The organism is Pseudomonas sp. WC2 (assembly GCF_050586545.1).
Lineage (GTDB): Bacteria > Pseudomonadota > Gammaproteobacteria > Pseudomonadales > Pseudomonadaceae > Aquipseudomonas.
The window spans coordinates 84,360-106,895 of record NZ_JBOBDR010000010.1; the positions used below are offsets into that span (position 1 = coordinate 84,360).

General features: G+C 59.2%; 24 protein-coding genes. 10 read left to right on the forward strand and 14 right to left on the reverse strand.

The window, feature by feature from the left end; translation table 11 throughout:
* Positions 1-14: 14 nt before the first annotated feature.
* The 5 genes from ACQ4OE_RS14185 to ACQ4OE_RS14205 are packed head-to-tail and all read right to left on the reverse strand — an operon-like array spanning position 15 to position 3,240.
* On the reverse strand, positions 15-656 hold the full coding sequence (locus ACQ4OE_RS14185; protein WP_430946982.1) for a hypothetical protein: 642 nt from the start codon (positions 654-656) through the stop codon (positions 15-17).
* Positions 653-1,297 (reverse strand): hypothetical protein, encoded by a 645-nt coding sequence (locus tag ACQ4OE_RS14190; protein ID WP_430946983.1) that lies wholly within the window; start codon positions 1,295-1,297, stop codon positions 653-655. Before ACQ4OE_RS14190 ends, ACQ4OE_RS14185 begins: the two co-directional genes overlap by 4 nt.
* Positions 1,298-1,331: 34 nt before the next feature.
* Positions 1,332-1,973, reverse strand: coding sequence for a hypothetical protein (locus ACQ4OE_RS14195; RefSeq protein ID WP_430946984.1), 642 nt, complete (start codon positions 1,971-1,973; stop codon positions 1,332-1,334).
* On the reverse strand, positions 1,970-2,611 hold the full coding sequence (locus ACQ4OE_RS14200; RefSeq protein WP_430946985.1) for a hypothetical protein: 642 nt from the start codon (positions 2,609-2,611) through the stop codon (positions 1,970-1,972). Before ACQ4OE_RS14200 ends, ACQ4OE_RS14195 begins: the two co-directional genes overlap by 4 nt.
* Positions 2,608-3,240, reverse strand: a complete 633-nt coding sequence (locus tag ACQ4OE_RS14205) for a hypothetical protein (protein WP_430946986.1) — start codon at positions 3,238-3,240, stop codon at positions 2,608-2,610. The genes ACQ4OE_RS14200 and ACQ4OE_RS14205 overlap by 4 nt, the downstream gene beginning before the upstream one ends.
* A 675-nt stretch (positions 3,241-3,915) precedes the next feature.
* Here ACQ4OE_RS14205 and ACQ4OE_RS14210 point away from each other — a divergent pair.
* Complete coding sequence (locus tag ACQ4OE_RS14210; protein ID WP_430946987.1) at positions 3,916-4,281, forward strand: DUF6124 family protein; 366 nt, start codon at positions 3,916-3,918, stop codon at positions 4,279-4,281.
* 132 nt (positions 4,282-4,413) lie between these two features.
* Here the strand turns inward: ACQ4OE_RS14210 and ACQ4OE_RS14215 are convergent, their stop codons facing one another.
* Complete coding sequence (locus tag ACQ4OE_RS14215) at positions 4,414-5,181, reverse strand: TerC family protein (RefSeq protein ID WP_034152222.1); 768 nt, start codon at positions 5,179-5,181, stop codon at positions 4,414-4,416.
* Between the two features lie 85 nt (positions 5,182-5,266).
* Positions 5,267-6,574, reverse strand: coding sequence for a CitMHS family transporter (locus ACQ4OE_RS14220; protein ID WP_034152221.1), 1,308 nt, complete (start codon positions 6,572-6,574; stop codon positions 5,267-5,269).
* 322 nt (positions 6,575-6,896) lie between these two features.
* On the opposite strand from ACQ4OE_RS14220, the gene ACQ4OE_RS14225 reads away from it, so the two are divergent.
* Positions 6,897-7,298 carry a GFA family protein gene (locus ACQ4OE_RS14225; RefSeq protein ID WP_430946988.1) on the forward strand — a complete coding sequence of 134 codons (402 nt, stop codon included), beginning with the start codon at positions 6,897-6,899 and terminating at the stop codon, positions 7,296-7,298.
* Here ACQ4OE_RS14225 and ACQ4OE_RS14230 read toward each other — a convergent pair whose 3' ends face one another.
* Positions 7,299-7,625, reverse strand: coding sequence for a DOPA 4,5-dioxygenase family protein (locus ACQ4OE_RS14230; protein WP_122593092.1), 327 nt, complete (start codon positions 7,623-7,625; stop codon positions 7,299-7,301).
* 82 nt (positions 7,626-7,707) lie between these two features.
* Between ACQ4OE_RS14230 and ACQ4OE_RS14235 the strand changes: the two genes are divergently transcribed.
* Complete coding sequence (locus ACQ4OE_RS14235) at positions 7,708-8,370, forward strand: NAD(P)-dependent oxidoreductase (RefSeq protein ID WP_430946989.1); 663 nt, start codon at positions 7,708-7,710, stop codon at positions 8,368-8,370.
* Positions 8,371-8,373: 3 nt separating this feature from the next.
* Here ACQ4OE_RS14235 and ACQ4OE_RS14240 read toward each other — a convergent pair whose 3' ends face one another.
* Positions 8,374-9,324 (reverse strand): choline sulfate utilization transcriptional regulator, encoded by a 951-nt coding sequence (locus tag ACQ4OE_RS14240; protein WP_122593088.1) that lies wholly within the window; start codon positions 9,322-9,324, stop codon positions 8,374-8,376.
* A 114-nt stretch (positions 9,325-9,438) separates the two neighbouring features.
* Between ACQ4OE_RS14240 and betC the strand changes: the two genes are divergently transcribed.
* From betC to ACQ4OE_RS14255, 3 genes are all read left to right on the forward strand, one after another.
* Positions 9,439-10,953, forward strand: coding sequence for a choline-sulfatase (gene betC, locus ACQ4OE_RS14245; protein ID WP_430946990.1), 1,515 nt, complete (start codon positions 9,439-9,441; stop codon positions 10,951-10,953).
* A 16-nt stretch (positions 10,954-10,969) separates the two neighbouring features.
* Positions 10,970-11,890 carry a choline ABC transporter substrate-binding protein gene (choX, locus tag ACQ4OE_RS14250; protein ID WP_430946991.1) on the forward strand — a complete coding sequence of 307 codons (921 nt, stop codon included), beginning with the start codon at positions 10,970-10,972 and terminating at the stop codon, positions 11,888-11,890.
* 172 nt (positions 11,891-12,062) lie between these two features.
* Complete coding sequence (locus ACQ4OE_RS14255; protein WP_430946992.1) at positions 12,063-13,631, forward strand: SulP family inorganic anion transporter; 1,569 nt, start codon at positions 12,063-12,065, stop codon at positions 13,629-13,631.
* 115 nt (positions 13,632-13,746) lie between these two features.
* Here ACQ4OE_RS14255 and aroE read toward each other — a convergent pair whose 3' ends face one another.
* Together aroE and hemF are read right to left on the reverse strand one after the other, a co-directional pair.
* The gene (gene aroE / locus ACQ4OE_RS14260) at positions 13,747-14,568 is read right to left on the reverse strand and encodes a shikimate dehydrogenase (RefSeq protein ID WP_430946993.1); all 822 of its coding nucleotides are present in this window, start codon (positions 14,566-14,568) and stop codon (positions 13,747-13,749) included.
* 9 nt (positions 14,569-14,577) lie between these two features.
* The gene (hemF, locus tag ACQ4OE_RS14265) at positions 14,578-15,492 is read right to left on the reverse strand and encodes an oxygen-dependent coproporphyrinogen oxidase (protein ID WP_430946994.1); all 915 of its coding nucleotides are present in this window, start codon (positions 15,490-15,492) and stop codon (positions 14,578-14,580) included.
* A gap of 149 nt (positions 15,493-15,641) precedes the next feature.
* Here hemF and ACQ4OE_RS14270 point away from each other — a divergent pair, with 149 nt between their 5' ends.
* Complete coding sequence (locus ACQ4OE_RS14270) at positions 15,642-16,619, forward strand: NADPH:quinone reductase (RefSeq protein ID WP_430946995.1); 978 nt, start codon at positions 15,642-15,644, stop codon at positions 16,617-16,619.
* Between the two features lie 88 nt (positions 16,620-16,707).
* Here ACQ4OE_RS14270 and ACQ4OE_RS14275 read toward each other — a convergent pair whose 3' ends face one another.
* The 3 genes from ACQ4OE_RS14275 to ACQ4OE_RS14285 form a co-directional block, all read right to left on the reverse strand.
* Positions 16,708-17,265, reverse strand: a complete 558-nt coding sequence (locus ACQ4OE_RS14275; RefSeq protein ID WP_430946996.1) for an L-threonylcarbamoyladenylate synthase — start codon at positions 17,263-17,265, stop codon at positions 16,708-16,710.
* A 55-nt stretch (positions 17,266-17,320) separates the two neighbouring features.
* Positions 17,321-18,421, reverse strand: coding sequence for a DNA-processing protein DprA (gene dprA, locus ACQ4OE_RS14280; RefSeq protein ID WP_430946997.1), 1,101 nt, complete (start codon positions 18,419-18,421; stop codon positions 17,321-17,323).
* 80 nt (positions 18,422-18,501) lie between these two features.
* Entirely contained in the window at positions 18,502-19,527 is a 1,026-nt protein-coding gene (locus tag ACQ4OE_RS14285) for a LysM peptidoglycan-binding domain-containing protein (RefSeq protein WP_122593069.1), read from the reverse strand.
* Between the two features lie 160 nt (positions 19,528-19,687).
* On the opposite strand from ACQ4OE_RS14285, the gene def reads away from it, so the two are divergent.
* From def to rsmB, 3 genes are read left to right on the forward strand one after another with little or no spacing between them, the layout of a single operon-like run.
* Positions 19,688-20,194: a peptide deformylase gene (def, locus tag ACQ4OE_RS14290; protein ID WP_016984087.1), complete on the forward strand. Its 507-nt coding sequence runs from the start codon at positions 19,688-19,690 to the stop codon at positions 20,192-20,194.
* 57 nt (positions 20,195-20,251) lie between these two features.
* Complete coding sequence (gene fmt / locus ACQ4OE_RS14295) at positions 20,252-21,211, forward strand: methionyl-tRNA formyltransferase (protein WP_430946998.1); 960 nt, start codon at positions 20,252-20,254, stop codon at positions 21,209-21,211.
* Positions 21,208-22,518 carry a 16S rRNA (cytosine(967)-C(5))-methyltransferase RsmB gene (gene rsmB / locus ACQ4OE_RS14300; protein WP_430946999.1) on the forward strand — a complete coding sequence of 437 codons (1,311 nt, stop codon included), beginning with the start codon at positions 21,208-21,210 and terminating at the stop codon, positions 22,516-22,518. Before fmt ends, rsmB begins: the two co-directional genes overlap by 4 nt.
* The last annotated feature ends 18 nt before the right edge of the window (positions 22,519-22,536 follow it).

A 22,536-nucleotide genomic window follows, 5' to 3' on the forward strand; every position in this document is an offset into this window, starting at 1 on the left:
TGGACGTGGCTGAATCAATCGCTGAAATGATCCCTACTCAGGCCAACGTCAATTAAGTACCTGGCGGTATCCACATTCCGCTCATCGCAACGCGCATGGCACTTGATGTGCATCAACAGGCTGTATTTTTGCGGAACCAGAAGAATGACCCCATCCGCCTGATCAAAAAGCTTCGCTTGTAGCTGTCGCTTTTCATCATCGCTTTGCACTTTGATCCAATCATTTCCCTCAACGGGTTCAGGAATCCAGTTGGCGTCCCTGAACATCGCTTGCAGCTCACTCAAAAGTTTCACCGTCTGGTCGAAGGGAAGTGTTTCAACCATTGGAGACGTTGTTATGCCGTCTACTTTCCCTTTGGTGTAGCCCACCGCCCCGTAGATGGTTTTGGGCAAAGTGAAGCCATGCTCAGGGTCATCAAAAGTGATCACGACCGGGCTGCTAATCCAGGTCGAGTCGACCTTGGGCGGGTCACTTGGGTACACGGCTGTTTTCCGCTCAACAGGAAAACTGGAGTCTTTGACGACTTCGGCATATGGCTTGCCGATGCGAACGACCAGAACATCCATCGGATAGTGGAAAGACGTCAGGCATACATACAGCGCGAAAAACGCTGCTCTGCGCCAGTATCGACTGCACCACTTGTACCGATTACTCATGCTCCGCTTCGATCCCGACCCACACTGATATCAATCAGATATTTCGCAGTCGTCGGATCTTGCTTGTCACAGCTTGCGTAGCACTTGATCAAGAGCAGCAAGCTGTACTTTCCCGGTACGTACAAATCAATGCCAACAGCTTGATCAAAGAGTTTCGCCCGTAGCCGCTCACGTTCCGGAAAGGAGTCAAGATTGAACCAGTCGTTTTTTTCCAAAGGTTCAAGCTTCCATCCTCGCGATTTGAGATTGCTTTGCGTAGCAACCAATCGATCCAGAGCTTCTGCGAACGGCAAGGTTTCTGTCATTGGCGAGGTCGTCAGTGTCGAGACCTTCTGGCTGACATACGTCACAGCACCGAATACAGTCGGGGGCAGTTTGAAGCCATAAACAGGATCATCAAACTCAATGATGGTCGGGCTGCTAATCCATGTAGAGCCTGGAAGCGCGGGATCTTTAGGGTCATTAGGATCGCCTGGATAAATTGCCGTTTTATCCTCGACCGGGAAGGTTGAGTCTTTGATGACCTGTTCGTAGTGTTTGCCGATATGAACGGATAGGGTCTTGGCACCCAATGGCCACGCCATAACACCAGCCAGCAAAATCGTAGCGGCGCACATTGACACCCAATGCTTACCTGCCAAGGTCGTTGATTTCCTCCGAGACGGTTTAAAACGATCAATCACTGAAATGATCTTCACCAAAACCTACATCAATCAAATATTTCGCCGTCTCCGGATTCCGCTCATCGCACCGTGCATAGCACTTGATGTGGAGGAACAGGCTGTACTTGTGTGGGATCAACAGAATGACACCGTCCATTTGATCAAAAAGCTTGGTCTGAAGGCGCACCTTGTCCTCTTGGGTTTCAGTCTTGAGCCAATCATTCCCTTCAACAGCATCTGGCGACCAACCTGCCTTTTTGAACATCTGCTGCAGCTCTCCCAGCAGATTCACTGCTTGCTCGAACGGCACCGTCTCCAGCATTGGTGACGTAGAAAGGGTGATCGCTTTGAAGTCAGACCAGCCAATTGCACCGAATTTTGTGACGGGCAACGTGAACCCATGTTGTTCGTCATCGAAAGTGATGATCACTGGGGTACTGATCCAAGTCGAACTTGGGTGAGGTGGGTTACTTGGGTAAACAGCTGTTTTCCATGGCACAGGAAACGTCGAATCATGCACAACGCTTTCGTAATGCTTGCCGATGTGAACGACCAGAAAATCCAGCGGATAGTGAAAAGACGTCAGGCCAATGTACAGCAGGACAAGTGCCGGCCAACGCCCGTAGCGGCGCCATTCCGTGATGCGAGAAATCATCTGTTGTAGTTATCCGAACCAATACTGACATCGATCAAATACCTTGCGGTGTTTGGATCGCGCTCGTCGCAGCGAACGTAGCATTTGACGTTTAGCGCCAGGGTGTATTTGTAAGGGATTTGTAGCAGCACGATGACGACCTGATTGAACAGCGTTCTTTGCAACGCACTTTTTTCGACATCACTTGGTACTTCCACCCAAGCATGTTTATCGGCATCTCGGGGCGCCCATCCTCTTGCTTTCAGCATAAGCTGAAGCCTTTCCAAAAGAGGCACCAGCTCGTCAAACGGTAGGGTTTCAAGCATCGGCGAAGTAGTGATGGTTGCTACTCGGTTTTTGCGGTACGTCACTGCACCGAACTTGGTAGGAGGCAAGGTGAAGCCATGAATAAGATCGTCAAACTCAACGACTGTGGGGCTGCTTATCCAGGTGGAGCTCGGGTGGGGAGGTTCGCTGGGATAAATCGCAGTATTTTTTTCCAGGTGGGAGGTCGAGTCCCTTTGAACGCTTTGGTAATGCTTGCCGATGTGAACACGCAGGATGTCCATCGGATAATGAAACGATGTGATGCAGAGAAGCAGCGCAAAAAACAGCGGTCTCTTCCAAAAGCTCCAACTAGTCCAATAGCGGATCCTCATTCGCTGTAGTAATCCTTTCCTACGCTGACATCGATCAGATATTTCGCCGTTTTCGGATCACGTTCGTCGCACCGGGCGTAGCATTTGACGTTGAGCGCGAGACTGTACTTATGGGGGATCAATAGCACCGTCACCATGACGTGATCAAACAACTCGGCCTGAAGCGCCTTTCGACTGGCCTCATCAGCTGTGTTCACCCAAGGATTTGTCTCAGGGTCCCACTCTATCCAGCCGGCGTTCTTCAATTGGCTCTGTAGTTGATCGAGCACGACCACCAATTGGTCAAAGGGCAACGTTTCGAGCATTGGAGAGGTGGTCATGTGCGAGACCTTCCCCTCGTCAAATCCGATTGCACCGAACTTGGTAACAGGCAGTGTGAAACCGTGCTCGGGGTCATCGAAATGAATAATGACCGGTGTGGAAATCCAGGCTGAGCTGGGGTGGGGAGGATTCCCGGGGTAAATCACAGTGTGGGCTGGCACGCCAAACGTTGAGTCGGCAACCGTCTCGTCGTAAGTCTTTCCGATATGAATTCGCAAAGTATCCGTACTCCAGTTGGAATACGCGATTGCAGCACCAGCCAACGCAGCCGCGAGAATTATCCAGACTCGCTTTTTCGACAACTGCATCACTGGAGTCCGTTGATGAACACCGTGGCGGAGAACGCGCCATTGAGGGCTTGGCCGCAGGTGCAGGTGTCGGTGACGCGCGCGGCGGGTTTTCCAGACATGAACACTCCTTGTTTGTCGTTTGAGGCGAGCGGGGAAGCTAACGAGCGGAGCGGGGGGCGTCAACCTTTGAATCCCGTTTCATACGGTTGCGATGTGTCACTGTGGGAGCGAGCCTGCTCGCGAATGCGGTGGGTCAGCCAGCCTGGTTCTTGACTGTGATGACGCTTTCGCGAGCAGGCTCGCTCCCACAGGTTATGTGTCTCATCTTGAAGAGGTTAAACGCGGATTTTGCTGGGTGTTTAAGCACACGCGGTGTTACGTCCGAAAGGCTACAAAACCTTGCGCCGTTGCCTACGGCTACGCCAGAATCCGCCGGCTTGTGCGCCTTGGGGCGGGGTTCTATCGTTGGCTGGCCACTGCTCATCAGTGGTCGGGTTTAGCAGCTCGCTGATTCCACGCCGCACAAGTCTCTATCAGTCAGGTATCCGTTCCTGCACTTGATGGTGGCTGTGCGCAGGGCACCTTCGGGTGCGCCGATTGCGTGGCTCATCGGTCTGCTAACCTGCGTACAGCTGCCACCCTCATCGTTTAGCAGCGAGTTGGTTGCAGCCTCACCTTTAGAGGTTTGAGCCCATGTCGAAGATAACGCCAGATCCACCAAACACCGACCCCTCCCAGCACGACCCCGCCGTCGAAGCTCAACGAATGAAAGAAGCCGCCGACCGCGCCCTCGATTTCTATCTCTGTCCCGGCCTCAAACAAGACCCCGCCGCAACGCGCAGACCGAGCAACATCTTCCTCATCGATCCCGCCGTGGATAACGAAACCCTGTTGGTGCACGCCTGCGAATCGCTAGCGTCGGCGGGCATCATGGCCAGTGATCTGGCCGGGTTTATCGACGGGCCGCAGCGCCGTTCATTGCTGGGGATTGCGCAGGTGATCATGCTGGGTGAGTTGGCGGTGAATCGGGTGCTGGATAATCTCGTTCCGCCTGCCTGAACGCAGAAACAACTGTGGGAGCGAGCCTGCTCGCGAAAGCGGTGGATCAGCCAACAATGTTGTCGACTGACACTCCGTCTTCGCGAGCAGGCTCGCTCCCACAGGGGGTATCGCTTGCGATGGACTACCGGGTTATTGGCCCGGGATGTCCTTGCGCAGTTTCACCGGGTCTTGCTGCTGTTTCTTCTTGGCCATTGCGCCGCGCAGTTTGATGTTGATCGCCTCAACCGCCAGCGAGAACGCCATGGCGAAGTAGACGTAGCCCTTCGGCACATGCACGTCGAACGACTCGGCAATCAGCACGGTACCGACCACCAGCAGGAACGACAGCGCGAGCATCTTCAGCGACGGGTGCTTGTCGATGAATTCGCTGATCTTGCCCGAGGCCAGCATCATCACCAGCACTGCCACGACAATCGCCGCGACCATCACTGGCACGTGAGAAACCATGCCGACAGCGGTGATCACCGAATCCAGCGAGAAGACGATGTCGATGATCGCGATCTGAATGATGGTGTAGAGGAAGTTGCCGCCCTTGCCGCCAGGCGTGTCGTCGCTTTCGTCTTCGCCTTCCAGCGCGTGGTACATCTCTTGCGAGCTCTTCCACAGCAGGAACAGACCACCGAAGAACAGGATCAGGTCGCGACCCGAAATGCCCTGGCCGAACACTTCGAACAGGTCGGCAGTGAGGCGCATGACCCAAGTGATCGACAGCAGCAACAGGATCCGGGTGATCATGGCCAGGCCAAGACCGAAGATCCGGGTGCGCTGCTGCATGTGTTTAGGCATGCGGCTGACCAGGATCGAAATCATGATGATGTTATCGATGCCGAGGACGATTTCCAGGGCGGTCAGGGTGAAGAAGGCAACCCAGATTTCGGGGTTGGTCAGCCATTCCATGTGTATTCCTTTGAGCAATTGTTAAACCGAAAAAGGTCCGGGCTTCAAACCGCGAAGCCAGGACCCGAAACGGTGAGTCTTGGGCTTATAGAGTGCTGAACACCGGGAAAGTCCCCAACAGCAGTGCAGCAATCAGGATGCAGATGCACACCAGGATCGCCCATTTCAGGGTGAAACGCTGGTGGTCACCGAAATCAATACCGGCCAGCGCCACCAACAGATAGGTCGATGGCACCAACGGGCTCAGCAAGTGGACGGGCTGACCGACGATCGAGGCACGGGCCATTTCCACTGCGGTGATCCCATAGTGGCTGGCGGCTTCGGCCAACACCGGCAACACGCCATAGTAGAACGCGTCGTTGGACATGAAGAAGGTGAACGGCATGCTCACCAGCGCCGTGATCACCGCCAGGTACGGGCCGAGGAAATCCGGAATCACTGCCAACAGGCTCTTCGACATCGCATCGACCATGCCAGTGCCGGACAGGATACCGGTGAAGATACCGGCGGCAAAGATCAGTCCGACCACTGCCAGCACGCTACCGGCGTGAGCCGCGACGCGATCCTTCTGCATCTGCAGGCAAGGGTAGTTGACGATCATGGCAATACTGAACGCCACCATGAACAGCACCGGCAGCGGCAGCAGGCCAGCGATCAGGGTGCACATCAGGCCGAAGGTCAACGCGCCGTTGAACCAGATCAACTTCGGACGACGCGCATCGGGGAATTGCGAGACGCTGATTTCGCTGTGATCGATCTCGTCGCCAGCCAGGTGCAACTCACCGAGACGCGCACGCTCACGTTTACCGTAGAAGTAGGCAATCAGCAGAATCGCCACCACACCGGCAGCCATCGCCGGGATCATCGGCACGAAAATGTCCGATGGATCGACATGCAGCGCACTCGCCGCACGGGCGGTCGGGCCGCCCCACGGGGTCATGTTCATCACGCCGCCGGCGAGGATGATCAGACCGGCCATGATCCGCGGGCTCATGCCGATGCGGCTGTACAGCGGCAGCATGGCGGCCACGCAGATCATGTAGGTGGTCGCACCGTCACCATCGAGGGAAACCACCAGCGCCAAAACGGCGGTGCCGACCGACACTTTCAACGGGTCACCCTTGACCAGTTTGAGGATTTTGCGCACGGCCGGGTCGAACAGGCCGGAGTCGATCATCAACGCGAAGTAGAGAATGGCAAACATCAGCATCACGCCGGTCGGCGCCAGTTTGGTGATGCCTTCGAGCATCATCGGGCCGATCTTCGGTGCGAAACCGCCGAACAGGGCGAAAACGATCGGGATGATGATCAGGGCGATCAGCGCGGACAGGCGCTTGGTCATGATCAGGAACATGAACGTGATGACCATGGCGAAGCCAAGGAAAGTCAGCATGGGAATACTCCAGGCGTAGCGCGGCTAGTTGAGTGAGCGGATCGAGCGGGATCAGCGCAGAACGGGAAGCACGAGGCGTACGGGCGGAGTCAGAGCGAGGAGGCGGGCTACAGAGGACATCAGAATCACCATTGTTGTTGTTAATTGGGCCATTCGTGCGAGGCATCACACGCATTGGCCAACCGGTCTGTTGCCGGGAGTGAGGCGATCCTAATCGCGGAAGCTTTCAGCTACCTTTCGCTGGAGAAAGCTTTGAATGAACGGTCAACCGGCCGTCGGATGCGAACTAGAGTCAATGATTACGGGCGGGAGGACTTTGAACATGAGCCAATTGCACAGTGGCGGCTGCCATTGCGGACACATTCGTTATCAGTTCAACGGGCCGTTGCACGACATCGCCCACTGCCATTGTTCGATCTGCCGCAAGGTCAGTGGCGGGATTGTCACGACGTGGATCACCGTGCCGGCGGCGAATTTCCAATGGCTGGACGGGACGCCGTCGCGTTATGACTCGTCGCCGAGTTGCGCGCGGTACTTCTGCCCGAAGTGCGGCGCGCAACTGGCGTTGGTGACGTTGCTTAGCCCGGAGAGCATCGACGTGACCATCGCCACCCTTGATCACCCGGAACTGGCACCCGCCGAGCGGCATATCTGGACGGACAGCCAATTGTCCTGGCTGCATCTTGACGAGCATCTACCGGGTGAAGCCGAAGAAACGCTGTGATCAAAAACCAGACAAATTCAGCGGCCGGATCGCGCCCATCCAGATCGCGTGTTCCGTGTGGTCGAGCAAGTCATTCCCCGTGTCCGGGTGCAGAAATACCACCAGGCCTTTGCGATTCAGCGCCAGCCACGGCAGTACGTCGGCGATCAGCTCCGGGCCGAAGGCCAACTGGCAACTCCAGTCCGGGTGCGGGCCGACCGGGCGTTCGTGGACGCGGCCCATTTTCAATGGAAACAATTGCGCGGCTTGCTCACACAACGTGCGCGCCTGATTGATGGTGCTGGCGTCGAAATAGACGTGGGCGTGGTAGCCCTTGATCGCTTGCATCTGAAACCCTCTGAATCGGTTCGAACCCTCGGCGTTGCCCGTATGTCACACGCCATACAAGGGATAACAAAAAGGATCAGCCATGAAAAATGCCGAAACCCCAACGGTGAAAGTGGTGCTCTATGGTGCCATGGCCAGCCTGGGTGGTGCGTTGATGGCTGAGTTGCTGCGCCGTCAGCATGAAGTCATCGCCATTCTCGACGATTTGACGGCGCTCGCGCCGCGACCGGGTTTGCGCACCAAAAGTGGCGACCTGTTCGATGTCGAGCGGGTCAATCAAAGCGTAGCGGGCAGCTCGGCGGTGATTTGCCTGCTGGACGCGCCGGGGTTGCCGTTCAGCAGCGATCACGTCGAACGCTCCATCGTGCTCGGCCCGGTTGAACAGGTGCTGGCGGTGGATGCGCTGGTCGATGGCCTGCAACTGGCCAATGTTTCGCGGCTGTTTCTGGTGGGCGACTTTGCCGTACTCGACGAGCCGGACCTGGATGATCGCCTGCAACGTCACGCCGCTGAGGAAATCCGCGAAGCGCTGCAAAGCAGTCCATTGCAGTGGACGCTGGTCAATGCGCCGCACGGCGTGGCCGGGCTGACGATTGAGCATTTCAGCCAGGTCGGCGGCAATCTGGAGCCGGGCCTGGCCGAACCGCTGGAGCGATTGAGTCGCGTGGCGGTGGGGATTGCCGATGAGCTGCGGTTGAATTTGCATGTGGGACAACATGTGAATTTTGTCGCGGCCAGCGAATAATCTCTACACGGCGATGGAGGGCAGTGCGAGTCCATTGAGTGATTCGGCGCTGCTCGCCTGTTCCGCCATCAACCAATCGACAAACTGCTGAATCAACGCCCCGCGCCGTTTGCGCTGCGGCAGCACCACGTAATAGCCCAACCGCGACAGCGTCGTTTCAGCAATCGGACGACACAACAAACCTTGGGTCAGCAAGTTATCCACAAGGTGCCGCCAGCCAATCGCCACCCCTTGGCCGCCAATCGCCGCTTGAATCAATAGCGTGTAATTATCGAAACGCAATTGCCCCGGCGCTGGCGGGGTGGTGATGCCCAACTCGCGAAACAACCCGCTCCAGTCGAACCAGTTACTGCTGTTTTCTCCGCGCAAATGCAGCAGCGGCAACTCCAGTAACGCGGGAGCGGGCAGGGGCGTCGGACGATCCTTGAGCAACTGCGGACTGCACACCGGGAACACTTCTTCGCTGAACAACCAGTGGCTTTCACCCTGTTTAAAACGGCCATCGCCAAACAGGATCGCCACGTCGATGTCGGTGCGCAGCATGTTGTGATTGCGCTCGCTGGTGACGAGGCTGACGTCGACGTGAGGATTGGCTTCGTGGAAGCGATGCAGCCGTGGCATCAGCCAATAGGCGGCGAAGGCGAAGTCAGTGGCGACTTGCAGGACCTCATGTTGCTGCTGTGCGCTGATTGCGCTCAATCCTGCGTCGATATTCTGCAAACCGAGGCTAACTTGCTCGAAAAGGATCGCACCGACCTCGGTGAGTTCAATGCCGCGATAGATGCGATCAAACAGGCGCGTACCGAGTTGTTCTTCCAACCGTTTGATCTGCTGACTGATCGCCGGTTGGGTGGTGCCGAGTTCAACCGACGCGGCGGTAAAACTGCGATGTCGCGCCGCCGCCTCGAACGCGCGCAACAGGTCGAGGGACAGATCACCCAAGGCTTCATACATAAGCGGTGCTTATCCTAGTCATTGCCCGACACGGGCTTTACCCGACACAGCATGGACTCCATGCTCGGTCGCAGCAATGTCGCATAAATATTCACTATGGAATGCCGCGATCACATGAAGCGCAAGAATATTCTTTTCATCATGGCCGATCAGATGGCCGCGCCAATGTTGCCGTTCTACGGCCCTTCGCCGATCAAACTGCCCAATCTCTCCCGCCTCGCCGAACAAGGCGTGGTGTTCGACGCCGCTTACTGCAACAGCCCATTGTGCGCGCCGTCGCGTTTCACCCTAGTCAGCGGTCAGTTGCCGAGCAAGATCGGCGCCTATGACAACGCCGCCGATTTCCCTGCCGATATCCCAACCTACGCCCACTACCTGCGTCGTCTCGGCTACCGAACTGCGCTGTCGGGCAAGATGCATTTCTGCGGCCCGGATCAGCTGCACGGTTACGAAGAACGCCTGACCAGTGACATCTATCCGGCCGATTACGGGTGGGCGGTGAACTGGGACGAGCCGGACGTGCGTCCGACCTGGTATCACAACATGTCGTCGGTATTGCAGGCCGGGCCGAGTGTGCGCACCAACCAACTCGATTTTGACGAAGAGGTGGTGTTCAAGGCGCAGCAATACTTGTTCGATCACATCCGCGAGGACGGTGATCAGCCGTTCTGCCTGACGGTGTCGATGACTCACCCGCACGACCCTTACACCATTCCCAAGGCATTCTGGGATTTGTACGACGATGCTGATATCCCTTTGCCTACAACCCCGGATCAACACGAACTCGACCCGCATTCGCAGCGTCTGCTCAAGGTTTATGACCTGTGGGATAAACCGCTGCCTGTGGATAAGATCCGTGACGCGCGTCGGGCGTATTTCGGCGCGTGCAGCTATATCGATGCCAACGTCGGCAAACTTCTGCAAACCCTCGAGGAAACCGGGCTGATCGATGACACCATCATCGTGTTCTCCGGTGACCACGGCGACATGCTCGGCGAGAAGGGCCTCTGGTACAAAATGCACTGGTACGAAATGGCCGCCCGTGTGCCGCTGTTGATCAGTGCGCCGGGCCAGTTCACTTCGGGCCGCGTCAGCGCTGCCGTATCGACCGCAGATCTGCTGCCGACTTTCGTTGAACTGGCCGGCGGCTCACTGGAACCGGGTCTGCCGTTGGATGGCCGCTCGCTGGTTTCACATCTGCAAGGGCAGGGCGGGCATGACGAAGTGTTCGGCGAATACATGGCCGAAGGCACCGTCAGTCCGTTGATGATGATCCGGCGCGGCGCCTACAAATTTATCTACAGTGAAAGCGACCCTTGCCTACTCTTCGATGTAAGCAACGATCCGCGCGAACTGGAGGAACTCAGTCAATCGCCGCAACATCGCCAGCTGTTCGACGATTTTCTCGCCGAGGCACGCGCTAAGTGGGACATTGCGACAATCCACCGGGAAGTTCTCGCCAGCCAGCGCCGCCGCCGTTTTGTCGCCGACGCGCTGACCATCGGCAAGCTGAAGAGCTGGGATCACCAGCCGCTGGTGGACGCCAGTCAGCAGTACATGCGCAACCATATCGACCTCGATGATCTGGAACGCAAAGCACGTTATCCACAACCCTGCCAAAATCAATAATGTTAAGGGGAAGTCCATGCGTAAGTTATCCACAGTAGTGACGGTTGGCCTGCTCGCCCTGAGCAGCGCGTCGGCATTCGCCGAGCAAAGTTGCGACACGGTGAAAATGGCCGACCCGGGCTGGAGCGACATTGCCGCGACCAACGCCATCACCGGGTTTCTGCTGAATGGCATGGGCTACAAAGCCAAGGTCGACACCCTCGCGGTGCCGATCACGTTTGGCGGCTTGAAGGATGGCCAGGTGGATGTGTTCCTGGGCAACTGGATGCCGGCGCAGCAGGGCTTCTACGACAAGTTCGTCGCCACCGGCGATGTCACGCAACTGGCGAAGAACCTCGACGGCACCGAATTCACCCTCGCCGTGCCGGATTACGTGTGGGACGCGGGTGTGCATAACTTCGCCGACCTGAACAAATTCGCCGACAAATTCGACAAGAAGATCTACGGCATCGGTTCGGGCGCGCCGGCGAATATCTCGCTGCAGGAAATCATCAAGAAGAACGATTTCGACATGGGCCAGTGGAAGCTGATCGAGTCCAGCGAACAGGCGATGCTCGCCGAAGTGTCGCGCGCGGTGAAGAAACAGAAATTCGTCACCTTCCTCGGCTGGACCCCGCACCCAATGAATGTGCAACTGAAGATGCATTACCTCAAGGGCGGCGAGAAATACTTCGGCGACACCGGCAGCGTGTTCACGCTGACGCGCAAGGGCTACGCCGAGGCGTGTCCGAATGTGGGTAAATTGCTGACCAATCTTTCGTTCACCCAGGAGATGGAGAACAGCATCATGGCTGAGGTGGTGAACAAGAAGGTCACCAATGCCGAGGCAGCCAAGGCGTGGATCAAGGCCAATCCGGCGGTGCTGGATAAGTGGCTGGATGGGGTGAAGACGGCTGACGGGAAGGATGCGTTGGCGGCAGTAAAAGCGAAGCTTTGATTTAGCGCGCACCGATCGTTCCCACGCTCCGCGTGGGAATGCCTCAACGGACGCTCCGCGTTCGGCTTTGAATGGGACGCGGAGCGTCCCGGGCTGCATTCCCACGCGGAGCGTGGGAACGATCAGCGTAACGGGCTGATACCCTAGCTAAAAATTTCAACCGCGAGGACCCATGGCCTTCCCCAGTCGCCGCTCACTCTTACCCTTCCTCACCTGGCTACCGCGGCAAACCCGCGCCAGCGTCGGACGGGATCTGATCGTCGGCTTCAGCGGTGCGATTCTCGCGTTACCCCAGTCGATTGCCTACGCGCTGATCGCCGGTCTCCCACCTGAATACGGCCTCTATGCCGCAATCATTCCGGTGTTGATCGCCTGTCTGTGGGGTTCATCGTGGCATTTGATCTGCGGCCCGACGGCGGCGATTTCGATCGTGCTCTATGCCAGCGTAAGTCCGTTGGCCGTGCCGGCGTCGCAGGATTACATCACGCTGATCCTGTTACTGACCTTCCTCGCCGGGATTTTCCAGTGGCTGCTTGGACTGCTGCGCTTCGGCGCGCTGGTGAATTTCGTCTCGCACTCGGTGGTGCTGGGGTTCACGCTCGGCGCGGCGGTGGTGATTGCCATCGGGCAATTGCCGAATCTGCTCGGGTTGGAGCTACCGGCGCAAGCCACGGCGCTGGCGAGTCTGATGGATCTTTTGCAACACCTGCGGGCTGTGGATAAACCCTCGTTGGTGCTTGGCGTGGCCACAGTGGTGGTCGGCGTGGTGCTGAAACAACTGCTGCCGCGCTGGCCGACGCTGTTGATCACGTTGATGCTGGCAAGCTTGCTGGTGTGGCTGTGGCCGGCGATGTTCGGCCATGTGCATCTGGTCAGCGCATTCGTCGGACGCTTGCCGCCGTTCAGTGCGTTGCCGCTGGACCTGGATTTGATCCTGCGCCTGCTGCCGAGCGCCGTGGCGGTGGGCATGCTCGGGCTGGTCACCAGCCTGTCGATTGCGCGCTCGATTTCGGCGCGCTCGCAGCAGTTGCTCGATGCCAATCAGGAAGTCCGCGCGCAAGGCTTGTCGAATATTGTCGGGGCATTCTTTTCCGGGTCGTTGTCAGCGGGATCGTTTACTCGTTCCGGTCTAAGTTACGAGGCGGGTGCTTGCTCGCCATTGGCCGGGATTTTTTCGGCGATCTGGGTGGCGTTGTTTGCGATTTTCGGCGCCGGGCTGATTTCGCATATTCCGATTCCCTCCATGGCCGGCAGCATTCTGTTGATCGCCTGGGGCTTGGTCGATCATCGCGGCATTCGCTCATTGCTGCGGGTCAGCCGCGCCGAGTTCGTGGTGATGGCGCTGACGTGCCTCGCGACGTTGTTGCTGGAATTGCAGACGGCAATTTATGCCGGGGTGCTGGCGTCGCTGTTCTTCTACCTCAAGCGCACCTCGCAACCGCGCGTGCAACATTGGCGCGACGGTGAGGACGATGTTTTACGGGTCGGCGGTTCGATCTTTTTCGGCGCCAGCCATTACCTGCAAGTGCGCCTGCAACGGATGCACGGCGCGCGGGTGGTGATCGAGGCGCAGCAGATCAACTTCATCGATTATTCGGGGGTGGAGATGCTGCATCAGGAGGCGCGGCGGTTGTTGAGTCAGGATCGCAGTTTGACGCTGCGCGGGGCGCGGCCGCAGGTGGTGGAGGAATTGAGGAAGCTTGAGGGGCCGGAGAAATGTCCGATCCGGTTTGAGGATTGATCCAGGATCGAGGTAATTCTGTGGGAGCGAGCCTGCTCGCGAAGACTGCGGCACATCCAACATTAATGTGTCATACAGACCGCACTCGCGAGCAGGCTCGCTCCCACAGGGTTATTTATTGGGCCAGCTGGCGCCGAAGTTCGGCGAGCACTGGCGCAGTATCGGGACGCACCCCGCGCCACAGATAAAACGCCTCGGCCGCTTGCTCAGCCAGCATTCCCAACCCATCCATCGACACCGCCGCGCCATGCTCGCTGGCCCAGCGGCAGAACGCGGTCGGTTCCTTGCCATACATCATGTCGTAGCAAAGTGTTTTACCCGGCTCGATCAGGCTCGGCGCAATCGGCGGTACGTCGCCGGTGAGGCTCGCCGACGTGGCATTGATGATCACGTCCACCGGCTCGCGTAACCAGTCGAAACCACTGGCCGACACCGGCCCCAGATCGCAGAACAATTCGGCCAGTAACTCAGCCTTGTCCACCGTGCGATTGGCGATGATCACCGACGCCGGGTTCTCCGCCAACAACGGTTCGAGCGCCCCACGCACTGCACCGCCAGCACCCAGCAGCAGGATGCGTTTGCCGGTCAGGCTGAACCCGGCGTTCACCGTCAGATCCCGCACTAGCCCGGCGCCGTCGGTGTTGTCACCGAGCAGCGAGCCGTCGGCCAATTTGCTCAAGGTGTTCACCGCGCCGGCGCGTTCTGCGCGGGCAGTCAGGCTGTTGGCCAATCGATAGGCGTCTTCCTTGAACGGCACGGTGACGTTGGCGCCGCGACCTTCCTGGAAAAACGCCGTGGCGCAGCCGGAAAAATCGTCGAGCGGCGCCAGCAGGGTGCTGTAGTCGAGGCTCTGACCGGTCTGCTCAGCGAACAGTTTGTGAATCATCGGCGACTTGCTATGGCCAATCGGGTTACCGAAAACGACGTAACGATCCATCAGAAATCCTCAGGCCTCGGCCAGCCAGTCGCGGTCTTGCAGGAAGTACTCGGTCAGGCGCGCTTCTTCGCTACCCGGCTCGGCTTTCCAGTCGTAGCCCCAGCGCACTTGCGGCGGCAGCGACATCAGAATCGATTCGGTACGCCCGCCCGATTGCAGGCCGAACAGCGTGCCACGGTCATAGACCAGGTTGAATTCGACGTAGCGGCCACGGCGGAATTCCTGGAATTCACGCTGCTGCGCGGTGAACGCATCGTTCTTGCGGCGCTGCACGATCGGCAGATACGCATCGATGTAGGCGTCGCCGATGGCGCGCATGAAGGCGAAGCTGGTGTCGAAGTCCCACTCGTTCAGGTCATCGAAGAACAGGCCGCCGATGCCGCGCGGCTCGTGGCGATGCTTGATGTGGAAGTAGGTGTCGCACCAGGCTTTGTAGCGCGGATAGATATCCGGCCCGAACGGCGCGCAGGCCTGTTCGGCGACGCGGTGCCAATGGATGCAGTCTTCTTCGTTGCCGTAATACGGGGTCAGGTCGAAGCCACCGCCGAACCACCAGACCGGCTCTTCACCTTCTTTCTCCGCGATGAAAAAACGCACGTTGGCGTGGGACGTTGGCACATGCGGGTTGTGCGGATGGATCACCAGCGACACGCCGAGGGCCTCGAAACCGCGACCGGTCAATTCCGGGCGATGGGCGCTGGCCGACGGTGGCAGTCCACTGCCGAAGACGTGGGAGAAGTTGACGCCACCCTTTTCGATCAGCGTGCCGTTCTCGATCACGCGGGTGCGACCGCCACCGCCCGCCGGCCGGGTCCAGGCGTCTTCGACGAAGCGCGTGCCGCCGTCTTCGAGTTCGAGTACGGCGCAGATGCGGTCTTGCAGGTCGAGCAGATAGGCCTTTACGGCGTCGGTGCGGGTCGTCATGGCTTCACCTTGAATCGGGCGGCGCCCCGCAGGCGGGCGACGCAAATGGGCGCGTAGCATACCACCGCAGACTAACGCGCCGCAGTTGACGAAGATCAAGCATGGGAGTTGGATAGGGGGCTCACGAAAGACCCAAGGAGAGCAGGCAGATGGCAAAGCGTATCCAGTTCCGCGCCCACGGCGGCCCCGAAGTGCTCGAATATGTTGACTACGAACCCGCCGCGCCGGGCCCCAATCAAGTGCGCGTGGCCAACAAGGCGATCGGCCTGAACTTCATCGACACCTATTTCCGCAGCGGTCTGTACGCGCCGCCGGCCCTGCCATCCGGCCTCGGTGCCGAAGGTGCCGGCGTGGTCGATGCAGTCGGCAGCGGCGTGACCCGCTTCAAGGTCGGTGATCGCGTGGCCTACGGCAGCGGCCCTTTGGGCGCTTACAGCGAACAGCATGTGCTGCCCGAGGCGAATCTGGTGCACCTGCCGGATGAAATCAGTTTCGAAACCGCTGCCGGCGTGATGCTCAAGGGCCTCACCGTGCAGTACCTGCTGCGCCAGACCTATGAGCTGAAAGGTGGCGAAACCATTCTGTTCCACGCCGCGGCCGGTGGCGTCGGGTCGCTGGCCTGCCAATGGGCCAAGGCCTTGGGCGTGAAGTTGATCGGCACCGTCAGCTCGAAAGAGAAGGCTGAACTGGCCAAGGCCAACGGCGCTTGGGCGACCATCGATTACAGCCACGAAAACGTTGCCGAGCGTGTACTGGCGCTGACTGACGGCAAGAAAGTCCCCGTGGTTTACGACGGTGTTGGTAAAGACACGTGGCTGACGTCGCTGGACAGCGTTTCGCCGCGCGGTCTGGTGGTGAGTTTTGGTAACGCGTCAGGCGCGGTGGACGGGGTGAATCTGGGGATTCTCTCGGCGAAAGGCTCGCTGTACGTCACCCGGCCGACCCTGGCGACTTATGCCAACAATGCCGAGAACCTGCAGCGGATGGCCGATGAGCTGTTCGAGATGATCATCAGCGGCAAGTTGAAGGTGGATATCAGCCAGCGCTATTCGTTGGCTGAGGCGGCGAAGGCGCAGACCGAGTTGTCGGCGCGACGCACCACAGGTTCGACCATTCTGTTGCCTTGACCGGCCCCATCGCGAGCAGGCTCACTCCTACAAGGGAACGCATTCCAAATGTAGGAGTGAGCCTGCTCGCGATGGGAGCAACTCGGTTCTAAGCCGGGCGCACGACATTTCCGGTAGCCAAATCACGAATCAGGCTAGGATTTTTGCGCCCACCCAATTCCCCGCCCAGCACCAGATCAATCTGCCCGCGGAAATACTGCTCGACGCGCAACCGCGTGCGTGCTGCCGGACGTCCTTGCGGGTTGGCCGAGGTCGAAATCAGCGGCCCGACCATCGAGCACAGATCACGCACCTGCGGATGATCGCTGACGCGCAGCGCCACGGTGTCGTGCATGCCAGTGACCCATTCCGGCAACAAGCCCTGATGCGGCACCAGCCAGGTGTTCGGCCCCGGCCAGGTGCTGGCCATGCGGTCGAGCCACTCTTGCGGGAAGTCTTCGAACAGGAAGTCGAACTGGCGAATATTGTCGGCGACCAGAATCAGCCCTTTGACCACCGAGCGATTCTTGATCGCCAGCAGTCGATCAACCGCTTCTTCGTTCCACGGGTCGCAACCCAGCCCCCAGACGGCTTCGGTTGGATAGGCAATCACCGCTCCGGCGCGAATTTCTCGTGCGGCTTGTTGCACACGCCAACTGTTGACCATGAAAAAACTCTCCACAAACAGGTTTCGCGCAGTTTACCGATCTTCCTTGTAAAACCTAGCGCGTCCTGGCCAACCAGCGACCGTTTTCGCACACCGCCCGGCCGTCCATTTCCAGTTCGGTCAGGGCGGCCAATACTTTTGGCAACGCCCAACCGCTGCTGTCGGCCAAGCCTTCGCTGCTATGCGGCGCGGCGTGGAGCAGGGCCAGCAAGGGATGATCGGTTTTTGCCGTGTCTGTGGAAAAAGGTAAATGCTGCCAGCCGCGCAGCGCTTCGAGGATGTGTTCGATGGTTTCTACCAACACCGCGCCGTCGCGAATCAACTGATGACAACCGCGCGCGCCGGGATGATGGATCGAGCCAGGAATCGCGTAAACCTCGCGCCCCTGTTCCGCCGCCAGCCGTGCGGTAATCAATGAACCACTGGCGACACTGGCCTCGACCACCAGCACGCCGAGAGACAAACCGCTGATGATCCGGTTGCGCCGGGGGAAGTTGCTCGGCGTCGGCCCGGCATCCAGCGGAAACTCTGAAACCACCGCGCTGCCCGACGCGATCATCGCGTCTGCCAAGCGCCGATTGCGCTGTGGATAAAAGTTTTCCAGCCCGGTGCCCAGCACACCGACAGTCAAGCCGCCAACGTCCAGCGCGGCTTGATGCGCGGCGGCATCAATGCCCAGCGCCAAACCACTGTTAATCACAAAACCCGCTCCGGCCAGGCTGCGGGAAAACGCGCTCGCCGTGTCCATGCCCGGACGCGATGCACGGCGGCTACCGACCATCGCCAGTTGTGGATTTTCCAGAATCAGCGGATCGCCAGCGACAAACAGCAACGGCGGCGGATCGGGAATCTGCGCCAGCAGTGCCGGGTAATCCGGCTGATCCCACATCAGCAAATGTTGATCCGGACGCTCTAGCCAGCGCATTGCGTGGCTGGCGCCATCGCGCACTTCAGGGCATCGGCGCGCGTCGGCACTCGACGCTGGAATCCCCAGCGAACGCCAGGCACTGGCCGGCGCGCTGATGGCTTTTGACGCCGAGCCAAAGGCTTCGAGCAATTTGGTAAAACGTTTCGGGCCGATTTCTGGCAGGCGGTGCAGGCGCAGGCGCGCTTCCAGTTCTGCCGGGGATACCGGCGTACAGGCAGACATCATCATGGATCATCCTTGACCGTTATAAGCCCCGAACCATTCGGAACAAGCTGTGGATAACTCTGTTGGTAACTTGTGAAGCTTGCTTACGGATTTCGCACCTTGTCGAGCACCGCCAGCGAGCGTGAGGCGTTAAGAACGAGGCCGTAACTGAGTTTGTCGTAGGTGCGGAACACCATCAGCAAACCGGCGCGTTCATCGGGAATCTTCAATGGCTGGCCGGTGACGCGGTCGCGCACGGTTTCGCCGGTTTTCATCACCACCAGCACGTTGCCTTCAGCCAGACCATCGCGTTTGCCCTTGTTCAAGGTGACCACGTCCATCACCCCAATCTGCGTGACACCGCGCGGCACGTCGATGATCACGCCGTTGATCTTGCTGGTCGGTGCGCTGGGCATGAAGGTCGAGTTGATCGAACGCTCTTCGCCACTGAACAAGCGATCGCCGAGGCGCACTTCCTGGGTGGTGCGTTGCAGGGCGAGGGTGGCGACGTCGCCTTCGGTCGCGACAATTTCACCGCCGCCGATGTCGTCGGCGTTGATCCCGAGAAACTCCTTGGTCTCCGGATCGGTGTAAACCTTGCCCTGACGGAAGATGCCGTAGACCGGTTGATTCGGGTCGAAATGGCCGCGCGCGAAGATGCGGTCACCGGTGCCGCTGAGGACGCGCTCGGCATCGCCGGCGACGATATACGGCGCCTTGTCGAAGTCTTCGGCCTTGTCGACGATGCGGTTGCTCAGCAGAAAACTGTTGATCGATTTCAGCGGAATGCTCGGAATCGCCTCGGCCACCGGGCTGGTGCGGATCCGTGGCGAGAGCTTGATGGTGCCCCGCGACGCGCCGCGATTGAGCATCAGTTGGGGCTGGCCGTTGACGTAGCTGAGGGTCAGCGTGTCGCCGGGGTAGATCAGATTGGGGTTTTCGATCTGCGGATTGGCCCGCCACAGTTGCGGCCACTGCCAGGGCTCGCGCAGGTATTTGCCGGATATGTCCCAGAGTGTGTCCCCCGAAACCACCGTGTATTGCTGTGGAAAATCGTCCCTGAGTTGCACTTGCCCTTGCGCCACGCCAGCCGAAGCCAACAGCAGCAGGGCGAGTAGTGTTTTCCTCATGCAGTGAATCCCTTTATCATGTGCATTCGCGTGAACCGTCAGAGCCCCCGTGGCTCGCTTGTGCAAAATGCACAAGCTACGCTTCACAACGGTAGCCTGCATCTTCGGACCTGCCAGGCCATCGCCCGACTTTACTCAACGTGTGCAGCAATCAAAGCCTATGGCCATTTTAAACATCCTCGAATTCCCGGACCCGCGTCTGCGCACTATCGCCAAGCCTGTGGCTGTAGTGGACGACGAAGTGCGTCAGTTGGTCGATGACATGTTTGAAACAATGTATGAAGCGCCGGGCATCGGCCTTGCCGCGACCCAGGTCAACGTGCACAAACGTATCGTCGTGATGGACCTTTCCGAAGACCGCACCGAGCCACGGGTGTTCATCAACCCTGAGTTCGAATCGCTGACCGACGAAATGGATCAATACCAGGAAGGCTGCCTGTCGGTACCGGGTTTCTACGAAAACGTCGACCGCCCGCAGAAGGTCAAGATCAAAGCGCTGGACCGCGACGGCAAGCCCTATGAGCTGATCGCCGAAGGCCTGCTCGCGGTGTGCATCCAGCACGAATGCGACCACCTCAACGGCAAATTGTTCGTCGATTACCTGTCCACGCTCAAACGCGACCGGATCAAGAAGAAACTGGAAAAGCAGCACCGCCAGAACGCTTGATGCCCCTCTTCAAAGGCTTGCTGCGGCAAGCCTTTTTCTTTTTATGAGACTCCCTTCATGACTGAGCCACTGCGCATCGTTTTTGCCGGCACCCCGGAATTCGCCGCCGAACACCTCAAGGCCCTGTTGAGCAGCCCTTACGAGATCGTTGCGGTCTACACCCAACCGGATCGTCCGGCCGGTCGCGGGCAAAAACTGATGCCGAGCCCGGTCAAACAGTTAGCGTTGGAAAATAATATCCAGGTGTTGCAGCCGCCGACGTTGCGCAACCCTGACGCGCAAGCTGAACTGGCCGCTCTGAAGCCGGATTTGCTGGTGGTGGTCGCCTATGGCCTGATCCTGCCGCAAGTGGTGCTGGATATTCCGCGTCTGGGCTGCATCAACAGCCACGCCTCGTTGCTGCCACGCTGGCGCGGAGCGGCGCCAATTCAACGCGCCGTGGAACACGGTGACGCGGAAAGCGGCGTGACCGTGATGCGCATGGAAGCCGGCCTCGACACCGGACCGATGCTGCTCAAAGTCGTCACCCCGATCAGCGCTGAAGACACCGGCGGCAGCCTGCACGATCGCCTCGCCGAAATGGGCCCGCCAGCCGTGGTGCAAGCGATTGCCGGTCTGGCCGCTGGCACGCTGGAAGGCGAAGTGCAGAACGACGAGCTCGCCACTTACGCGCACAAACTGAACAAAGACGAAGCACGCATCGACTGGAGCCGTCCGGCGGTTGAACTGGAGCGTCTGGTGCGCGCCTTCAATCCATGGCCGATCACCCACAGCACCCTTAACGGTGAAGCGCTGAAAGTGCTGGCCGCGACACTCGCCGAAGGCCACGGCGCGCCGGGCACGATCCTCAGCGCCAGCAAGGACGGCCTGGTCGTCGCGTGCGGCGAACAAGCGCTGTGCCTGACTCGCCTGCAACTGCCCGGCGGCAAAGCGCTGAACTTCAGCGATCTGTTCAACAGCCGTCGCGAGAAATTCGCCGTCGGCACGGTGCTTGGCGCAGCGGTGGACGCGCAATGAATCCGCGTCTGGCCGCCGCCAAGGCACTCGCCGCCGTGCTCAGCGGCAAAGCCTCGCTGAACAGCTCCCTGCCGACGCAACTGGACAAGGTCGAGGATCGCGATCGCGGTTTCACTCAGGACCTGGCGTTCGGCACCGCGCGCTGGCAGCCACGTCTTTCGGCGCTGGCTGAAAAGCTGCTGCAGAAACCGTTCAAGGCTGCCGACGCCGATGTTGAAGCGCTGCTGCTGGTCGGTCTCTACCAATTGCTCTACACCCGCGTGCCGGCCCACGCCGCCATCGGCGAAACCGTCGGTTGCGCCGACAAGCTGAAAAAGCCTTGGGCCAAAGGTTTGCTCAACGCGGTGCTGCGTAATGCCCAGCGTGAGAGCGAAACGATTTTCGCCGAGCTGGAACGTGACCCGGTGGTGCGCACCGCTCACCCGCGCTGGCTGCAAAAATCCCTGAAGGCGTTCTGGCCGGAGCAGTGGGAAGCCATCTGCGAGGCGAACAACGCGCATCCGCCGATGATTCTGCGGGTCAACCGCCGCCATCACAGCCGCGACGCCTACCTCGGCTTGCTGACTGAGGCCGAGATTGCCGCGACGCCGTGCGTGTACAGCCGCGACGGCATCATTCTTGAGGCCGCCGCCGACGTGCGCAGCCTGCCGGGTTTTGCCGAAGGCTGGATCAGCGTGCAGGACGAAGCCGCGCAACTGGCCGCCGACTTGCTCGATCTGGCGCCGGGCCAACGCGTGCTCGACGCCTGCTGCGCCCCCGGCGGCAAGACTTGCCACATCCTCGAAGCCGAACCGGCGCTGGCCGGCGTAGTAGCGGTGGATCTGGAAGCCAAACGACTGGTGCGCGTTAAGGAAAACCTTGAGCGCCTCGGGCTCGACGCTGAACTGATCGCCGCTGATGGTCGCGATATCGAGAAATGGTGGGACGGCAAATCGTTCCAGCGCATCCTCCTCGACGCACCGTGCTCGGCCACCGGGGTGATCCGTCGCCATCCGGACATCAAACTGACCCGTCAGCCGGACGACATCGTCGCCCTCGCGCAACTGCAAGGCGAGCTGCTCGACGCGATGTGGAAAACCCTCGAAGTCGGCGGCATCCTGCTGTACGCGACCTGCTCGACCCTGCCGACCGAGAACACCGAAGTCATCGCCGCGTTCCTTGAGCGCACCCCCGGTGCCCGCGAGCTGGATCTGGCGACCAGTGCCGGGATCAAACAGCCCCATGGTCGCCAATTGCTGGCCCAGCAGGGCGGGCATGACGGGTTCTACTACGCCAAGCTGATCAAGATCGCTGCCGCGCGCGGCTAAACGGATTCAACGGAGTGA

Coding starts and splice junctions, on each gene's coding strand:
- ACQ4OE_RS14185 (WP_430946982.1), bottom strand. CDS start 656: ATGAGTAATCGGTACAAGTGGTGCAGTCGATACTGGCGCAGAGCAGCG.
- ACQ4OE_RS14195 (WP_430946984.1), bottom strand. CDS start 1,973: ATGATTTCTCGCATCACGGAATGGCGCCGCTACGGGCGTTGGCCGGCA.
- ACQ4OE_RS14200 (WP_430946985.1), bottom strand. CDS start 2,611: ATGAGGATCCGCTATTGGACTAGTTGGAGCTTTTGGAAGAGACCGCTG.
- ACQ4OE_RS14205 (WP_430946986.1), bottom strand. CDS start 3,240: ATGCAGTTGTCGAAAAAGCGAGTCTGGATAATTCTCGCGGCTGCGTTG.
- ACQ4OE_RS14210 (WP_430946987.1), top strand. CDS start 3,916: ATGTCGAAGATAACGCCAGATCCACCAAACACCGACCCCTCCCAGCAC.
- ACQ4OE_RS14215 (WP_034152222.1), bottom strand. CDS start 5,181: ATGGAATGGCTGACCAACCCCGAAATCTGGGTTGCCTTCTTCACCCTG.
- ACQ4OE_RS14220 (WP_034152221.1), bottom strand. CDS start 6,574: ATGCTGACTTTCCTTGGCTTCGCCATGGTCATCACGTTCATGTTCCTG.
- ACQ4OE_RS14225 (WP_430946988.1), top strand. CDS start 6,897: ATGAGCCAATTGCACAGTGGCGGCTGCCATTGCGGACACATTCGTTAT.
- ACQ4OE_RS14230 (WP_122593092.1), bottom strand. CDS start 7,625: ATGCAAGCGATCAAGGGCTACCACGCCCACGTCTATTTCGACGCCAGC.
- ACQ4OE_RS14235 (WP_430946989.1), top strand. CDS start 7,708: ATGAAAAATGCCGAAACCCCAACGGTGAAAGTGGTGCTCTATGGTGCC.
- ACQ4OE_RS14240 (WP_122593088.1), bottom strand. CDS start 9,324: ATGTATGAAGCCTTGGGTGATCTGTCCCTCGACCTGTTGCGCGCGTTC.
- betC (WP_430946990.1), top strand. CDS start 9,439: ATGAAGCGCAAGAATATTCTTTTCATCATGGCCGATCAGATGGCCGCG.
- choX (WP_430946991.1), top strand. CDS start 10,970: ATGCGTAAGTTATCCACAGTAGTGACGGTTGGCCTGCTCGCCCTGAGC.
- ACQ4OE_RS14255 (WP_430946992.1), top strand. CDS start 12,063: ATGGCCTTCCCCAGTCGCCGCTCACTCTTACCCTTCCTCACCTGGCTA.
- aroE (WP_430946993.1), bottom strand. CDS start 14,568: ATGGATCGTTACGTCGTTTTCGGTAACCCGATTGGCCATAGCAAGTCG.
- hemF (WP_430946994.1), bottom strand. CDS start 15,492: ATGACGACCCGCACCGACGCCGTAAAGGCCTATCTGCTCGACCTGCAA.
- ACQ4OE_RS14270 (WP_430946995.1), top strand. CDS start 15,642: ATGGCAAAGCGTATCCAGTTCCGCGCCCACGGCGGCCCCGAAGTGCTC.
- ACQ4OE_RS14275 (WP_430946996.1), bottom strand. CDS start 17,265: ATGGTCAACAGTTGGCGTGTGCAACAAGCCGCACGAGAAATTCGCGCC.
- dprA (WP_430946997.1), bottom strand. CDS start 18,421: ATGATGATGTCTGCCTGTACGCCGGTATCCCCGGCAGAACTGGAAGCG.
- ACQ4OE_RS14285 (WP_122593069.1), bottom strand. CDS start 19,527: ATGAGGAAAACACTACTCGCCCTGCTGCTGTTGGCTTCGGCTGGCGTG.
- def (WP_016984087.1), top strand. CDS start 19,688: ATGGCCATTTTAAACATCCTCGAATTCCCGGACCCGCGTCTGCGCACT.
- fmt (WP_430946998.1), top strand. CDS start 20,252: ATGACTGAGCCACTGCGCATCGTTTTTGCCGGCACCCCGGAATTCGCC.
- rsmB (WP_430946999.1), top strand. CDS start 21,208: ATGAATCCGCGTCTGGCCGCCGCCAAGGCACTCGCCGCCGTGCTCAGC.